At 36.1% G+C, this 16,535-nt stretch carries 9 protein-coding genes; 3 read left to right on the top strand and 6 right to left on the bottom strand.

Going from position 1 to position 16,535, the window contains the following annotated elements:
- Nucleotide 1 precedes the first annotated feature (1 nt).
- The 6 genes from ACK4R1_RS03770 to ACK4R1_RS03745 all read right to left on the bottom strand — a co-directional run bounded on the left by ACK4R1_RS03770 (nt 2) and on the right by ACK4R1_RS03745 (nt 12,930).
- The gene (locus tag ACK4R1_RS03770; RefSeq protein ID WP_409683829.1) at nt 2-1,318 is read right to left on the bottom strand and encodes a hydroxymethylglutaryl-CoA reductase, degradative; all 1,317 of its coding nucleotides are present in this window, start codon (nt 1,316-1,318) and stop codon (nt 2-4) included.
- Between the two features lie 78 nt (nt 1,319-1,396).
- A complete protein-coding gene (locus ACK4R1_RS03765) occupies nt 1,397-4,168 on the bottom strand; it encodes an AsmA family protein (RefSeq protein WP_409683827.1) in 2,772 nt (923 codons plus the stop codon).
- Between the two features lie 120 nt (nt 4,169-4,288).
- Nucleotides 4,289-7,162, bottom strand: coding sequence for an alpha-amylase family glycosyl hydrolase (locus ACK4R1_RS03760; RefSeq protein WP_409683825.1), 2,874 nt, complete (start codon nt 7,160-7,162; stop codon nt 4,289-4,291).
- Between the two features lie 58 nt (nt 7,163-7,220).
- Nucleotides 7,221-8,339 carry a SusE domain-containing protein gene (locus ACK4R1_RS03755; RefSeq protein WP_409683823.1) on the bottom strand — a complete coding sequence of 373 codons (1,119 nt, stop codon included), beginning with the start codon at nt 8,337-8,339 and terminating at the stop codon, nt 7,221-7,223.
- Between the two features lie 19 nt (nt 8,340-8,358).
- On the bottom strand, nt 8,359-9,981 hold the full coding sequence (locus ACK4R1_RS03750; protein WP_409683821.1) for a RagB/SusD family nutrient uptake outer membrane protein: 1,623 nt from the start codon (nt 9,979-9,981) through the stop codon (nt 8,359-8,361).
- A 12-nt stretch (nt 9,982-9,993) separates the two neighbouring features.
- Nucleotides 9,994-12,930, bottom strand: a complete 2,937-nt coding sequence (locus ACK4R1_RS03745) for a SusC/RagA family TonB-linked outer membrane protein (protein WP_409683819.1) — start codon at nt 12,928-12,930, stop codon at nt 9,994-9,996.
- A gap of 218 nt (nt 12,931-13,148) precedes the next feature.
- On the opposite strand from ACK4R1_RS03745, the gene ACK4R1_RS03740 reads away from it, so the two are divergent.
- From ACK4R1_RS03740 to pgmB, 3 genes are all read left to right on the top strand, one after another.
- The gene (locus tag ACK4R1_RS03740; RefSeq protein WP_409683817.1) at nt 13,149-14,168 is read left to right on the top strand and encodes a LacI family DNA-binding transcriptional regulator; all 1,020 of its coding nucleotides are present in this window, start codon (nt 13,149-13,151) and stop codon (nt 14,166-14,168) included.
- A 187-nt stretch (nt 14,169-14,355) separates the two neighbouring features.
- Nucleotides 14,356-15,885 carry an MFS transporter gene (locus ACK4R1_RS03735; RefSeq protein ID WP_409683815.1) on the top strand — a complete coding sequence of 510 codons (1,530 nt, stop codon included), beginning with the start codon at nt 14,356-14,358 and terminating at the stop codon, nt 15,883-15,885.
- Nucleotides 15,878-16,531 (top strand): beta-phosphoglucomutase, encoded by a 654-nt coding sequence (gene pgmB / locus ACK4R1_RS03730; protein WP_409683813.1) that lies wholly within the window; start codon nt 15,878-15,880, stop codon nt 16,529-16,531. Before ACK4R1_RS03735 ends, pgmB begins: the two co-directional genes overlap by 8 nt.
- The last annotated feature ends 4 nt before the right edge of the window (nt 16,532-16,535 follow it).

Raw genomic sequence — 16,535 nt, 5'->3', positions numbered from 1 at the left:
ACTATTTTCTTAAATTTTCAATCAATTCCACTACGGCAGCATGCGTCACGGTATTTTTTTCGAAATGTTTGGCAATGGCTTTTCGTTCTTCTGCGGTGGCTTCAAATTGGTTTAGGATATTATTCAAATGCATTTTCATGTGGCCTTCTTGAATTCCGGTTGTTGTTAAAGAACGAAGTGCCGCGAAATTTTGCGCCAATCCGGTAACGGCAACCACTTGCATCAATTCTTTTGCCGAAGGTTTGCCTAAGATTTCCAAAGCCATTTTAACCAATGGATGTAACGAAGTCAATCCACCAACGGTTCCTAAAGCCAAAGGAATTTCCATCCAAAAAGTAAAAATACCATTCTCGATTTTAGCATGTGACAAACTCGAATATTGTCCGGTTCTTGAAGCATAAGCATGAACTCCGGCTTCAACGGCACGGAAATCATTTCCGGTGGACAAAACTACCGCATCAACACCGTTCATGATACCTTTGTTGTGCGTTACGGCACGATAAGGTTCTATCTCGGCAATGCGAACAGCTTGCACAAATTTCTCGGCAAACTCTTCTGGATTTTCTATTTTTTTTTCTGCTAAATCTTCTACTTTACAGGAAACTTCGGCACGAACAATACAATTCGGAACATAGTTAGACAAAATGCTCATCACGACAGTAATGTTCTTTTCGGCTTCGTTAAAATTGGTATAGTCTTGTGCTGTTTCTTTTAACGTTTTCGCCAATTGTTCTAAACACGAATTGATGAAATTCGCGCCCATACTGTCTTTGGTTTCAAAAGTTGCATGCAATTGGTAATAATTATCTAGTTCGGATGTTTTATCTCTGAGTTCCAATCCTAAAATTCCGCCACCACGCTTTTGCATGTTTTTAGTAATGTTTTCGGTAGAATCGATTAAAGTTGGTTTTATGAAATTGAAAAAGGTTTGCAACTTAGCCGTATCGCCTTTGAATAAAAAGTGAACTTGCCCAATCTTTTCTGTATTTAAAACAGTGGCTTTGAACCCGCCGCGAGTACTCCAAAACTTAGCTGATTTGGCAGCTGCCGCAACCACCGAACTTTCTTCAATTACCATTGGCACTGAATAATATTTCCCATTGATGAGAAAATTTGGCGCAATACCCATGGGCAAATAGAAATTGGAAATCGTGTTTTCTATGAACTCATCATGCAATTGTTGCAATTGGGCATCGTTGTTCCAATATTGTTTGATGGTAGTAATCGCTTCCGTTGGATTACTGAAATATTCTTTGGCAATCCAATTGATTTTTTCTTCTTTAGACAATTTGGAAAAACCGGCAACTGCATTATTCATAGACAATAAAAAGAGTTAATTAGCTACAAAGATAAGTCATAGCGATTGAATTTGTTACCCAAAAAAACTTTGAAATTATTATGGTTTAGCTTCTGCTGAAATGGGTTGCGGCACATCGCCTTCGTATTCCGTTTCTTGTAAGTCTTCGGTTTGCTTTCCTAGTTTGACTTTCGGGTTATCTTGAGTTCCGGTGACTTTAATCGGAATTCCGATGATACCGAATGGCGGTAAACCCAAACGCATTTTGATATTCAAATTCCCGTCAAAACTGGTTTGCCCTTCAATTCTTGGGCGGAAACCGGCGACTTTGAATTTGAAACGTTCAATATTGATGATGTTATTTTTTATCTTGGTTTTGATATCAACTTGAGAAACATCCGGATTTTTGATAGCGTCTTTGCCTGTTTTTTGACTTACGGCACCAAACATTTTGAATCCTTTCATTTTGACTTTCTTTACCGATAAAACTCCGTTTCCGGTTAATGATGGATAAATCGGTTGCATATTCGCATCGAGAATTCCGGCCACTTTATAATCTAAGGAAACAATTCCTTCGGCACTTTCGGCAGCGGATGCCATTTCTTTGAACATTTTTACTTCGTTGTAGGCACGTTTGATGTCGAATTCTTTGGCTAAGATTTTAAAATCGAAAAACGCTTTCTCTGTAGATTGACTTCCGTAAACCAAATCCATTTTAACATTGGCACCAATCAAATCAAAACCCGATTGTTTTAGTTCCAATTGACCTTTGCTGATTTTCATGTTGCCTTTCAACTTATCAATCGCTAATCCATCAAAATTGATTTTATCAGCCGTAGCATTGAATTGTAAATCGAAATTAGACGGAATGACTACCACTCCGGCTGGCGTTGCATTGGCTTCGGTATTTTCTATAGTATCTGCAACTGTTGTTGTTTGCGCCATGAATTCATCGACATTGATATAATCCGAATGCAATTGGAAATTCCCTTTTAAAATGGCTTTATCGGTCAATACAAAATCGATTACGTTTTGCAAATAACCATTCATTTTAAAATCGGATTGACCATAAGCGGCGATGAAATCATTGAAATTCATTTTGTCTTGATTGAATTTAAATGTGCCTTCTTTGATAACAAACGGTTTTGGCAAATATTCTGAAGTAGTTTTAATGTTTTTCAGCATCAAAGTTCCTTTGTTTTGCAACTTGGCATATCTGCCATTCATAGCGTCATCTTGAGAACCTTTGAAAGAGACATCGGCATTGACATAACCTTTTACATCGAGTCCTTTTTGGGAGAAGACTTGGTAGATTTTACCTAAATCCAACTCGCCTTTGGCTTTGATATCGTAGTTGATATTTTCGAAATTTTGCAACTTGGCATTGACAAAAATGGGTTTACCTTCAAACTCAAAAGACGCCGGAGTAATAGTAATTTTCAAATCATCGAGCGACCCTTTTTGGTCGAAAATAGTCGCAACTACATTAATATTCTGAATCGGATTTGGATAATAATCGGTTTTTACGTAACCGTTTTTGAAATTGATTTTACCATCGGTTACCGGAATTTTACCATTCTTTTTGTCGTAAACACCGTTGGATTTGATGTCTAGATTTAAGACACCTCGCAAATCCATATTCTCCAATCCGAAGGCTTTGTCCATTTGGGCTAAATCGATTTTGGAGTTGATTCTTGCGCTAATATTGGGTTTGGACAAACCTTCTGATTTGATAATCGCTTTTACATAATCTTTATCGACATTGAAGAAAATAGAATCGATGTTGACTCTCAGTTGTTCGGTGTCTAACGAAGGTAATTTGGTGTCAAAATTCAAGAAGATATTTGAGACCGGAAATGGTGCATCTTTGTATTCAATTAAACCATCACGGATTTTCATATTGAAAGCCACGTCGGGTTTTTGGTTTTTGGAAGCGATGTATTTTCCTTTTAAGGTAAATAATAAATCGGTGCTTCCTTTGACTTTGGTTTTATCCAACCAAGTGACATAAGCCGGTGGCAATGCAGTAAAAAAATCATTAAGCTTACTGTCTTCGGATTTGATATTGAAATCCATATCATAACCATTACTGAGAAAGTCGAACTTACCGTTGAATTCTACCGGAAGCTTGTTGATTTTCAAGTTGTTTTGTTGGAATACGAACGCTAAGGAATTGGTGTTGATTTTGGTAATCAAATCGGCTTTGACTTTCTTGTCTTTTAAATACTGTTCGCCGTCGTAAGCAAAATCAAAATCGGCTATTTTGGCTTCAGTATAAATATCAAAAACGGCTTTATCTAAATCACCATTTCCAATGTAATTAAAGCCTTTAGCATCGATTAAAATTTTAGTCGATTTGTCGTCATAAACCAAATGACTGTCTTCGATGGCAATTCTATCCAAGCGAAGTGAAGTTTCACTTTCAGCTTCTTTTTTATTTGTTTCTTCTTCGGCTATGTAGACGTTGTAATTGGCTTCTCCTTTGGCGTTGACTTTTACATTGATTAAGGCTTCTGAAACATAAATTTGATCGATGGTAACTTTACTATCAAAAATCAAAGATTTCAAGTTGATTCCGAAAGACACATCATTGGCTGAAATTAGCGTTTCATTTTGATAAGGTGAGGAACCTTTTAGCGAGAAATCGGTTAAGGTTAAAGTCAGTGACGGAAAGTGATTGAAGAACGACAGATTAGCTTCTTTAAAATTCAATTCGCCGTTTAGTTTTTTATTGGCGAAGGCTTTAACCTCTTCTGCAATTTTTCCGGGAAAAAGAATAGGCATCAAAAACATCAACAGGATGATTGACCCAAAGGTAATTCCGGTAATCTTTAAAATCCTGACTATGATTGACTTTGATGGCTTTTTCATGGGTCAAAAATACAAAGGGGAAAAGAGACAAAAAAATTTAAGGGGAAAATTTTTATAAAAAACAAAAGCCACGCTATAAAAACGTGGCTTCTGCAAAATAATTATATAACTAATCTAACCTTATTGTTTGATGACTTTCATGGTTTTTGAATTGCTATTTAGATCGATTGCTTTCACTAAATAAACACCATTATTTAAGTCATTGATATCGAATTGGTAATCTTCTGAAGAAATATTTTCAAATGACTTAACCAACTGACCGGTGATTGAGTAAACATCCACCTTAGAAACTTGGCCTTTAATGTTGAAGCTTCCTGAAGTTGGATTTGGATACAATCCTAATGCTTGATTGACAATTTCGTTTGTATTTAAAGAACTTTGTTGGTTTCCAAAGATTCTATATCCACCAGGTTCAATTGAAACACTTTGGCTTGTACTTGATACATTAAATACCGAATTATCCATCAAATTAAACCAATTTCCTGTAAAAGGGAAACCACCTGCTGTAATGTAAGTATTGTCTGAAAAATTCGTTAAAACAAAAACATAGCTCAAGGAAGAAGATGGTGAAGTTGATGTCCAAACGTCTAAACGAGGTCTTCCGGTTTGACTAAAATTCCATGCGTGTTGTCCGTTTTGGAATACCTCTTCGGTAATTCTCAAATCAATTTGTTTGGCCCATTGATTATAAACATTAGCTCTGGCTTCATTGCCTAGCCAATTTTCTGTCCATTGAGGTTGTGGTTTTGTATCTAATTTACAATCCGGTGCAGAAAAAGACACAACGCCATTACTACAAGTCCATAATGATTTATCCCAACCTAAATCGCCAAAGTGCCAAATCATTTTTGGCCCAGGCACCATAAAAAACACAGAACCCATTGCCGGAAGTCTTTGTAATACTTTTGCTAAATTTCCTTGGGTTTGACCAGCTTCGGTAAGTGCTTTGTACACTACTCTTTCTTCGTCATGACTTTCTGCATATCCAACGAAACGATAGTTATTGGCGTCGGTAACGGCACTAAGATCGGCGGAATTTCCTTTTAACAAATTAGCATAAGGGTCAGTCATTTTTCTCCACTGCATGATTCCTTTAGTATCACCATTTCTTTGATAATTGGCCCATTCTATTTCTTCTGCAGCAGAACCACCGGTCCCTAAATGTTCAAAAATCACTAAGGAGTTTGGATCAGCAGCCCATTGATTGTCTGCATACCATTTCATTTTGGCAACTCTATCGGTTCTGTAGCCATTGGTACAAGCTTCGTCATTGGAAGTACATTGGTTGGTAAAACCTTTTGTCAAATCCCAACGATAACCGTCTATTTTAAATTCGTTAATCCAATATTGAATAGTTCTTAGGGCGTAAGTATTGGTCATATTTCCACCCGGACCAGTTTCTCTAAAATGATTTAAATCGCTCCCTACATTATAACTGTGTAAAGCAACTTGATTTATGTATGGGTTTTCTGTTGTAGTTCTGGGACCAGTTCCATTAGCCCAACCATCATTATCAGTATCTAACATCCACATTCTTTCTAATGGTGAACGGCCAAAAACGTGGTTTAATGCTAAATCCAAAACAACAGCGATTCCATTTTGGTGGCACAAATCAATGAATTCTTTCAGTTTTACCGGTGGCCCATATCGCTTGTCTAATGCCATGTGGAAAACGGTATTGTAACCCCAACTCATATTCCCTTCAAATTCCATTACAGGCATTAATTTAATGGCATTAATGTTCAAGTTTTTGAAGTAATCTATTTTATTGATTAAGTCTTGGTAGGTTCTGTTGGCATCAAAATCCCTTACCAGTACTTCATAAAAAACCAAATCTTTTTTGTTTGGTTTCACAAAATTAAGGGTAGCACTACTCCAATTGTAAGCAAATAAGTTGTTTCCGGTTTGTAACACAGTTACTTCCCTTTCTTGATTTGGTGCTATAGTATTGTACTCCGGTAAGCCAGGAAAAACCCCTAGAGAGATTATCTCTCCATCATCAAAAGGTGATAAAACTAGTGTAGAAAATGGATCTGCTGTTTTTACAATAGCCGGTGAATTGACAGGACGATTGGTTTGGTCACAAACCCAATATTGATAAGCATAAATTTGGCCCGGTGTTAAACCCGTTAATTCTAGCCAATATTTACCTGTTGCGCTATCACGCTTCATAACGTAAGAATTATTGGGTTGCCAGTTATTAAAACTTCCAGCTACATAAACAAAATCTTTGAAAGGTGCCGTTAGAACTAAGGTCGCTTTTGTGGAATCAGAACTGTTGTAATTTATTCCATCAACAAGTCCAGCCGGTAATGCTTGAGCGGTAGGTGTAGCAACAATAATGGCACTAAATCGGGTTGTAAAAGTCGTATTCCCTTGGATAATTTGTAAAGTGTATGATTGATTCGAAGTTATTCCAGTATGTGTAAAAGAATAATTTGATGTGTTTTGCGAATTGATAGTTGTACCGTTGGCTATTAAATTATAAGTTGCCGAACCATTGGTATTGCTAGCTGTGATTGCAAGGCTACCCCCACTAGCTACAAAGTTGTTACTGTTAAAAGCCGGAGCCGTAAGTGTATATTGAAAAGCCCCAACAGGAATAAATAAATCAGCGGTTTGCTGAGAGGCATCTTCACTTCTAAAAACAACACAAATTTGTGTAATTGAATTGGCTGTAGACACACCAAAGTATGTAAATAAGTCAGGACTAATAGTCAAACTGTAAGTGTTGGCTGTAACTTGAGTCATTTGAGGTTGAATATTATTGCCCCAAACACTGCTGCCCTTAATATTTTGCCATTGCACTCCATTAACGGTTACACCAATGTAGGCATAAATTGTTCCTGTATAACTGGCTAATGGTGTACCTGTTTTATTAAAAGTAATGGTTGCTGCTTGATCTGCTAATACAGGTGATGGATTTGTAGTAATCTGAGAAAACGAAAGTAAACTACAAAAAAAGGCTAAAACAATAATAAATTTCTTTTTCATGATTTTATTTTTAAAAAACACAGACCAATTTACATTGGTCTGTGTTAATTTATTTATTTTAATTCAAAGTAATTGTCTTTGCAACTGTGTCTACTTTTAAAACTCTAAGACCAGTTGAGCCAACATATCTAAAATTACTATCTCCATCTAAAGCATTAATCAACTCAGGTGAAATAGTATATCCCTCGCCAACATAATACGGATAGTTACGGCTTCCTAAATCCCAGCTATCTCCTCCATTGTTCCCTAAGAACACTCTAAAAGATTCTCCGCTGGTTAAGGTTAAGATTGATTCATAAACACCCGCTTTAACTAATGGGAATTCCGTTTCATTATTTCCTGCCCATGACCATCCACCAGGTGTTGCAGCACCAACCAACCATAATGAATTTGCGGAAGTAGTACCTTGTGCGACAGAAATGAATTTCTGATTTTCATCAATTTTTATTCTGTGTGTTCCCGGGTTTCCAGTAAATCTGAAATTTGAATCGCCATCCATGGCATTCTCTAAAACTGAACTAATTTTATATCCATCATTTGCATAATAAGGATAATTTCTACCTGAACCCCAATTCCCTTCTTCAGTAAAGAATCTAAAGGTATCATTAGCAAAAGTTACAGTTGCCATTAAAACGTTATCATCACAAATTAAGCTCACTGGCGAATCCCAGTTCCAGCCAGCGGCAGGCAAACCTGCTCCAACAGCGAACTGACCTAAACAACCATAACAAGTTACCGTATAAGTCAAAACACTTGAATAAGCTGGTTCAAATCCTACGCCAACAGTAGCTTTAATTCTAATATCAACTGGACTAGCAACAAAAGGTGTGGCACCAGCTGTAAGACAAGCCAAGTTGAATTGAGCCGTTTGAATAGTTGCAAATCTATTAGACGTAGTTGTTAAAACTTGAGGATTAGAAAAATCAGACCCTGCAGGAGCTAACTCAACTGTGTAAGTAACTTCAGTTGGAGTGCCAAAATCCATTGCGCTCCATGTCAATGAAATCCCAGGATTTGAAGGTGTAGCGTCATTTAAAATTATTGATTCTCCGTTTAAAGGGGTAATAATTGAGAATGTCCCTTCAGGAGATATAAATTTTAAATCTTGTTCATCTTCACAAGATGTAAGACCTAAGAATGCAATTGCTGCGATTAAATATTTAAATTTATTTTTCATTTTGAATTATTTTTTGTTATTAATAACCAGGGTTTTGTGTTAAATTAGTATTAGAAGATAATGTTGAAGGGTGTAATGGAAAAACATTAAAGTGAGCAGGAATTGCAATTCCGTTAGAACCATTCCCTTTCCAAGCCCAATTATAATTTCCTCCTGTGTATTTATTAAATCTTATCAAATCTTGTCTTCTGTGCGCTTCCCAGTGTAACTCCCTAGTTCTTTCATCTAAGATAAAGTCTAGTGTTACCTGTCCTTGGGTTACATTGGCAAAATTACCTCCGTTAGCTCTTTCTCTCAAAGCATTGATATAAGTCATGGATTGGGAAGAAGCATTGGTAGTAGAGCTTCCATTTGTAGCGCCATCATTTCTCATTTGTGCTTCTGCATACATTAAATACACATCTCCTAATCTAAACAATGGAAAATCTGTATTAACAAATGTTGTGTTAGATCCTGGAATCCCTGTAGAACTTATATTAGAGTATTTAGCTAAGATATAACCTTGACTTTGGCTTGTAACATTGGTTATCTCTAGAGATCTTGGCCCTCCGCCAGATATCGTTTTTCGGGCATCATATTCAAAGTCTACACCGTTAAATTTTTCAACAAACTGTTTTCTTAAACGAATTGCTCCTCCCCATCCACCGGCACCTACGCCTAACGAAAGACCGTTTTGCTCAAGTGAACCAACAGAACCATTTACCATTACTGTAGTAGGCCCGTAGTTTTGTGTCAAAATACCATCTGATTGAATGGCAAAAATCATTTCGGTTGAAGTATCATTATCTGCTTTGAAGTTATCTAAATAGTTATTTTCTAAAACATATCCTCCAGCTATAAGGGCACTACACTGTGTCATACAGTCTGCATATTTATTTTGTCCTATATACACTTCTGCATTCAAATAAATTTTAGCTAAAATCATTCTGGCCATTCCTTGATCCAATCTACCTTGTTGATTGGTTCTTGGCGCTTTCAATGATGGCAAAACCTCTAATAATTCGTTTTCAATGTAAGCAAATAATTGCTGTCTATTATACTGCTGTCCGGTAACACCTACTGCATCATTTTCAGTGTTGAATGCCGCTTTTCCAAACAAATCCATTAGGTGATAGTAAGCTAAAGCTCTCAAAACTCTCACTTCATTTCTATAATCCTGAATTTCAGCTTGCTCTGTTGCGCTGATACCTCTTGAATTCAATTTATCAGGAGTAGATTGTCTTAAAAACTCATTTACAAGCGCTACTTGTAACATTCCTCTACTAAACATTCCTCTAAAAAATGGGTTTGTTGGATCCCAAATATTTCTTTGTAGTTCTCTTACTCCTATATCATTTCCTCCTTCATAAGACCAAATTGCTTCATCAGTTGTTAAGGTATTTAGATACCAAACAACCCTACCATACTGGCTAAAACCAGCATCAATACCCCCTAAATTAGAAGATTCAGCTCCGTTTGTACCTGTTAATGATAAATTACCATATACACCAGCTAAAGCACTTTTGTAGGCATCTGGCTGAGAATAAAACTCGTCAGCATCCAATCGCAAGGGATCACTTGGAGTTACATCTAAATCATCAGTACAACTAATATATAGTGACGAAATGATCAGAAAGGTTAAAAATTTACTTAATTTTTTCATATTTACAATTTTTTAAAATTTAACGTTTGCACCAAATAATATTTGACGTTGTCTAGGGTAAATTGTTTGATCGTTTCCACCTGAGAATTCAGGATCTAAACCTGAATATTCAGTTATAATGAATGGATTTTGTACACCGGTAAACAATCTTAATGTTGCTTTACCATCAAGCCATTTTTGAAAAGTATACCCTAATGTAGCATAGTCCATTCTTAAGAAAGAACCATTTTCAACAAACATATCTGATAAAATTTGTCCGTTGGCTCTGGTATTAAAATCATAATCTAAAACTGATGCCGGTAAATTCTGAAGCTCACCGTTCAATAATTGGTCATAATAAGAAGAGCGTGATTTAACCACATTTAAAATTCTATTGCCTAAACTGGCTCTCAAATTAAACCCTAAATCAAAATTTTTGTAACTTACATTAGTAGAAAAACCCAATAATAAATCCGGATCTGTGTTTTTATAGATGTAACGGTCACTCGTATTTACAACTCCATCGCCGTTTAAATCTGCGAAAGCGCCTTCAATTGGTCTGCCATCTAAACTATACAATTGTTTATAAACAAAGAATGAGTTTGGCGTAAATCCTTCTTGCATTATTTGTGATTCTGTTCCAATCCCAATATTACCAACATAAATTGGCACACCTCCAGCAATTTCATCAATTCTTCTCTCAAATTTAGAAGCATTGAAGTTTACACTCCAATTTACGTTATCCCCTCTAATAACATCATAATTTACATTCAATTCAAACCCTTTCACACTCATACTTCCAATGTTTTGAGGTCCTTCGTTCGTGAAATTACTTCCATCAGCAAATGGAGCATTTTGGAACAAGTCTTTGGATTGTTTGTAAAAGAAATCTAAACTACCGTTTAATCTATTACCATTAAATCCATAATCCAATCCAAGGTTATAGGTTGACGTCTCTTCCCACTTCAAACTTGGATTATAACCTCCAGGTTGAGCTACCGGAAAATAATTGTTGTCAATTGAATATTGGGTATTTTGGTTTCCTAGGAAATATTGTGGTAAGTAAAATAAGCCCGCTCCAATATCTTGCTGACCAGTAACTCCCCAACCAGCTTTTAACTTTAACTCACTTAGTAATGAACTACCGGCAAAAAATTCTTCTTTAAGTTTCCATGCAATAGAGGCCGCCGGGAAATTACCCCATCGGTTTAATTCTCCAAAACGAGAAGTCCCGTCTCTTCTGTAACTTAATGTTAGATAATATTTATCTTTATAGGTAATATTAGTTCTACCTATAAAACCAATATATACAATATCATCGCTAACCGTAAATTGAGGTTCGTCATCAGGGTTGTTTAAATTTCGAGTAGTATAACCAAAGCCTTCAAATTTTTGATACGAATAGCCTGCAGTTAAATCAAATCTTAAATCATTTAATGTTTTTGCATAAATAAAATAAGTGTCCAAAAGTTTGTTAGTACTTTCTCCGTCTGAATAACTGTTGTTTCCTATAAATTGATTCAGTCTGATTGGTGAAGTTCTTGCGGTGTTAGGAGTTATATTTCTACTAAATCCTGTATCCCTGTCATATCCTAAATTAGTTACCCATCTCAACTCAGGGAAAAAGTGAAACTTATAATCGATCTCAAAATTTCCGAAAAGCTTATAGTTCTCACTTGTATTATTGGTTTGTAAAAGCTGCGCCACCGGATTTGCTGTTGCAATTGGAGCAAAATCGGTTAAGTTATCACCATCTCTAAACTCAAAGAAACCATCAAATGGAGAGCTAGCATCATAAACCGGCTGTGTAGGATCCATTAACAAAGCAGCACCCTCTACTCCGGGCGCATTTCTCCTTTTTGACTCTGTGTAATTAACAGACACTCTCGTTTTTAAATGATTATCAAAAAAACTTGGACTCATGTTTAACGAAACACTAGTTCTGTTTAGTTTGTCCGTCAACCTTAATCCTTCTTGATAAGTATTACCAATAGTCAATCTGGTTGGAATTCTTTTAAACAAATTTCCTTTTAATGACAAACTATTATCTACGTAATCAGTTCTTCTGTAAATTTCTTCTTGCCAATCCGTGTTAGCATTTCCTAATTTATTTCTTATAGACTCATTAAAGACCGCATTGGGTTCACTCGGATCAAGCACAGGATAAACAAAATTTACTGCTTCTCTAAATTGATCTGCAGAAAGCACGTCAATTTTGTTCATTTTTTTTCCGCTTCCATATTGGAAATTATATTCTACCTCCAGTTCTTTTCCTCCTTTTTTAGTAGTAATGATAATCACACCATTTGACGCTCTAGAACCATAAATAGCTGTGGCCGATGCATCTTTTAATATGGTAAAACTTTCTACATCATTAGGATTTAAAGTAGCCAAAACTCTTGAATCCATTGGCAAACCATCTAACACAACTAATGGATCATTATTAGCTAACAATGAAGAACCTCCACGAATTCTAATCGTTGGTACAGAACCCGGTGAACCACCATTAGTATTGATAGCTACACCGGCCACTTTTCCTGTTAATAAGTTATCAACGGTAACATTAGCGCCTTTGTTAAAATCTTTTGATGAGATGACTGTCACCGAACCTGTTGCATCTTTTTTCTTAACAGTTCCGTAACCAACTTGAACTACAACTTCTTGTAATTGGTTGGCACTTTCATCTAAGCTTACATTGATAGATTTTTGTCCGTTGAAAGAAACCGTTTTAGAATCGTAACCAATAAACGAAAAGACGACTTTGTCTCCGTTTTTTAAGCCGCCTAACTGGAATTTCCCGTCAAAATCTGTGGTGGTGCTACTGTTTGCACCTTGAACAATTACATTTACGCCTGGCAAGGGTTGGTTTGATTTACTATCAAGAACAACTCCACTTAAAGAACTCTGTGCAAGAGCGCCAAAAGGCAGTAACAGGAATAAAAATAACAACTTTTTGTAAATTGTTTTCATACGTTTTGTTTAGGTTAAAAAATTTAATTTTGTGCTTGTAATTTTACTTCGAATGTTAAATTTATGCAAAATTTTCAATCTTAAGAACAAACGCTTGTTAAAACTCCACCGAAAACGTTTTCGTGTTGAAAACTTTTATGTTATTGCATTATTTTAAGCCTAAAATTAAAAGAATAAAAAATAACTTATATCTTTATTCAGAAATCATTATTTACCACATGAAAAGAAAAGTAACACTTAAACAAATTGCCAGAGAGCTTGATGTCTCTATTTCCACCGTTTCGAAATCCTTAAGAAACAGCCTGGAAATAAGCGAAGATACCCGACAAAAAGTACAGGCATTTGCCAAATTATACAACTATAAGCCCAACAATATTGCCCTAAGTTTAAAGAACAAAAAAACCAAGACTATTTGTATTATTATTCCCGAAATTATTCACCATTTTTTTGCTACGGTTATTAGTGGAGTCGAAAATGTAGCCAATGAAAATGGCTATAATGTTTTGGTATGTCTTTCTGACGAATCATTTGACAAAGAGGTAATCAATATGGAAATGTTGGCGAACGGAAGTATCGACGGCTTCATCATGTCATTATCAAAAGAAACCCAACAAAAGAAAGATTTTCACCACATAGTCGAAGTCATCAATCAAGGAATGCCGGTAGTAATGTTCGACAGAATTACCAATGAAATTCTGTGCGACAAAGTAATCATCGATGATAATTTAGCAGCCTTTAACGCAACCCAACATTTAATCGACAAAGGCTTTAAAAAAATTGCCCTGATTTCAACAGTTGATTATGTTAGCGTTGGAAAACTTAGAACCGAAGGCTATATAAAAGCCTTAAAGAACAACGACATCAAAGTCGATGAAAACCTGATCTTAAAAATCGAAGATACCGAAAACTTTGAAGACAGCATAGCTAATCTTTTGACTAATAATGATATTGATGCCGTTTTTGCTGTAAATGAATTATTCGCCGTAACCGCTATCAAAGAAGCCAATAAGTTAGGCAAAAAAGTACCGGAAGATATTTCAATTATTGGATTTACAGATGGAATTATTTCAAAATATTCTTCCCCTAGTATTACAACCGTAAGTCAAAATGGCGTGAAAATGGGTGGCAAAGCTGCTAAAATGCTGATTGAAAGACTTGAAGCTGAAGAAGAAGACGAAGAACAGTACAGAACCGAAGTAATCGAGACAGAATTAGTAGAAAGAGAATCCACTAAATAAAAGGGTTTTTATCAACAAATAACGTTTTCGTAACCTGTTGATGTTATTTTTTTTTTCGAGGACTGTCTCAATATAAATTCTTTCTTATCTTTACCCTAATTATCAAAGCTTGTACTTTACTTCGAAAATAGATTAAAGTTTTGATAAGCAAAGCGCTTATCGTTTTAAAAATCAACAAATTACGATAATGGAAAAGCGTAAATTAAGTTTCTGGGAAATTTGGAACATGAGTTTCGGTTTCTTGGGGATACAATTTGGTTTTGCCTTGCAAAACGCAAACACTTCAAGAATTTTTGACACCTTAGGCGCAGAAGTTGATAAAATAGGACTTTATTGGCTAGCCGCACCGTTAACCGGTCTCATTGTTCAACCCATTGTGGGTTATTTTTCAGACAGAACTTGGACTCGATTAGGCAGAAGAAGGCCTTACTTTCTAGTCGGCGCCATTTTGTCTTCAATTGCACTGATTTTTATGCCAAATTCCCCAACCCTTTGGATTGCCATCGGTACTCTATGGATTATGGATTCTTCTATCAACATTTCGATGGAGCCATTCAGAGCTTTTGTAGGTGATAATTTATCCGAAAAACAACGTACACTGGGCTTTGCTATGCAAAGTTTCTTTATCGGACTTGGTGCTGTTGTAGGTTCTGCATTGCCTTATGTCTTTACCAATTGGTTTAATATCGAAAACACAGCTCCTGAAGGCATAGTGCCACCATCTGTAAAATGGTCATTCTATGTTGGCGGAATTGTATTTCTTCTTGCCGTAATTTGGACCGTAGTAAAATCGAAAGAATATACTCCGGAAGAATTGGAAGCCTTTGAAAACGCCAAAAAAGACAATTCAAAAACTAATGAAAGCACTAACGAAGAAGGCTGTACTAAAAAAAGACAATTTAACATCGGTTTGGTTTTATCCATCATTGGATTAATCTTATCTTATTTTGTTCACGACATTAATACCAAAAGCGAAAACAGCCACAAAGAGCTATATATCCTTTCCATTGGTATTCTTGTAGCCGGAGTTTTGTTTGCTTTGGTTTCTCAACTGAGAAAAAACAAAGTTCGAAACGGCTTTACCATTATCATTACTGATTTATTAAACATGCCAAAAACTATGAAACAACTGGCTTGGGTACAATTTTTCTCGTGGTTTGCTTTATTTGCCATGTGGATTTATACTACCAAAGCCGTAACAGGTCATGTTTTTGGGACCAATGACACAACCTCAAAAGTGTACAATGATGCAGCCGACTGGGTTTCTGTAATGTTTACTGTTTACAATGGTGTTGCTGCAGCAGTTGCCTTTTTATTACCGGTTTTGGCCAAAAGAACCAGTAATAAATTCACCCATATGCTGGCTCTGATTGCCGGAGGATTGGGATTAATTTCTGTTTATTTTCTATCAGATAAAGTTGGTTTATTAATCGCTATGGTCGGTGTGGGTATTGCTTGGGCAAGTATCTTATCTATTCCTTACGCGATGCTTTCGGGTTCATTGCCTTCAAGCAAAATGGGTTATTACATGGGCGTTTTTAACTTCTTTATTGTAATCCCTCAAATCGTTGCTGGAACCATTTTAGGTTTCTTGGTCAACACTTTTTTTAATGACGAACCCATTTATGCTTTAATAATTGGTGGACTTTCAATGATATTGGCAGGTTTATTAACCTTGACCGTATCGACAAACAAAAAGATTGATATTAATGAGTAAAAAAGCATTTATTTTCGACCTAGACGGCGTAATCGTTGACACTGCCAAATACCATTTTTTAGCGTGGCAAAAATTAGCTCAAGAATTAGGAATCGAATTTACACCCGAACACAACGAAGAATTAAAAGGCGTTAGCCGCGTTCGTTCTCTTGACATTATTCTGGCGCTTGGCAATGTTCAAGCCTCGCAAGAAGACAAAAACAAATGGCTAATCCAAAAAAATGAAGAGTATTTATCCTATCTCGTTGATATGGATGAAAGCGAATTACTTCCCGGAGTAATCAACGTGCTCGAATTTATTAAAGAAAAAAAACAACTGATTGCCTTAGGTTCGGCCAGTAAAAACGCCCGACCTATTTTAGAAAAAACAGGCATTTTACACTTTTTTGACGCCATTGTTGACGGCAACGATGTGGCCAATGCCAAACCCGATCCGGAAGTTTTTCTAAGAGCGGCGAAATTGGTCAAAGCCAACAACAAAAACTGTATCGTTTTTGAAGACAGCGTAGCCGGAATTCAAGCCGCCAATATCGCCAACATGATTAGCGTTGGTATTGGCGACGCTGAAATATTGCACGAAGCAAAATACAATTTTAAAGATTTTACGTTTATGGACCTTTCTTTTATAGAAGCGCTCCTCGACTAAAATT

Origin of the sequence: Flavobacterium sp. (assembly GCF_046293665.1) — a bacterium.
Taxonomy (GTDB): domain Bacteria; phylum Bacteroidota; class Bacteroidia; order Flavobacteriales; family Flavobacteriaceae; genus Flavobacterium.
The sequence above is the reverse complement of the archived record's forward strand: the minus strand, read 5'-3'. Positions and strand labels throughout refer to the sequence as shown.

What these genes read in the sequence shown, in the direction of transcription:
- ACK4R1_RS03770 (WP_409683829.1), bottom strand. Translation starts at nt 1,318, where the DNA reads ATGAATAATGCAGTTGCCGGTTTTTCCAAATTGTCTAAAGAAGAAAAA.
- ACK4R1_RS03765 (WP_409683827.1), bottom strand. Translation starts at nt 4,168, where the DNA reads ATGAAAAAGCCATCAAAGTCAATCATAGTCAGGATTTTAAAGATTACC.
- ACK4R1_RS03760 (WP_409683825.1), bottom strand. Translation starts at nt 7,162, where the DNA reads ATGAAAAAGAAATTTATTATTGTTTTAGCCTTTTTTTGTAGTTTACTT.
- ACK4R1_RS03755 (WP_409683823.1), bottom strand. Translation starts at nt 8,339, where the DNA reads ATGAAAAATAAATTTAAATATTTAATCGCAGCAATTGCATTCTTAGGT.
- ACK4R1_RS03750 (WP_409683821.1), bottom strand. Translation starts at nt 9,981, where the DNA reads ATGAAAAAATTAAGTAAATTTTTAACCTTTCTGATCATTTCGTCACTA.
- ACK4R1_RS03745 (WP_409683819.1), bottom strand. Translation starts at nt 12,930, where the DNA reads ATGAAAACAATTTACAAAAAGTTGTTATTTTTATTCCTGTTACTGCCT.
- ACK4R1_RS03740 (WP_409683817.1), top strand. Translation starts at nt 13,149, where the DNA reads ATGAAAAGAAAAGTAACACTTAAACAAATTGCCAGAGAGCTTGATGTC.
- ACK4R1_RS03735 (WP_409683815.1), top strand. Translation starts at nt 14,356, where the DNA reads ATGGAAAAGCGTAAATTAAGTTTCTGGGAAATTTGGAACATGAGTTTC.
- pgmB (WP_409683813.1), top strand. Translation starts at nt 15,878, where the DNA reads ATGAGTAAAAAAGCATTTATTTTCGACCTAGACGGCGTAATCGTTGAC.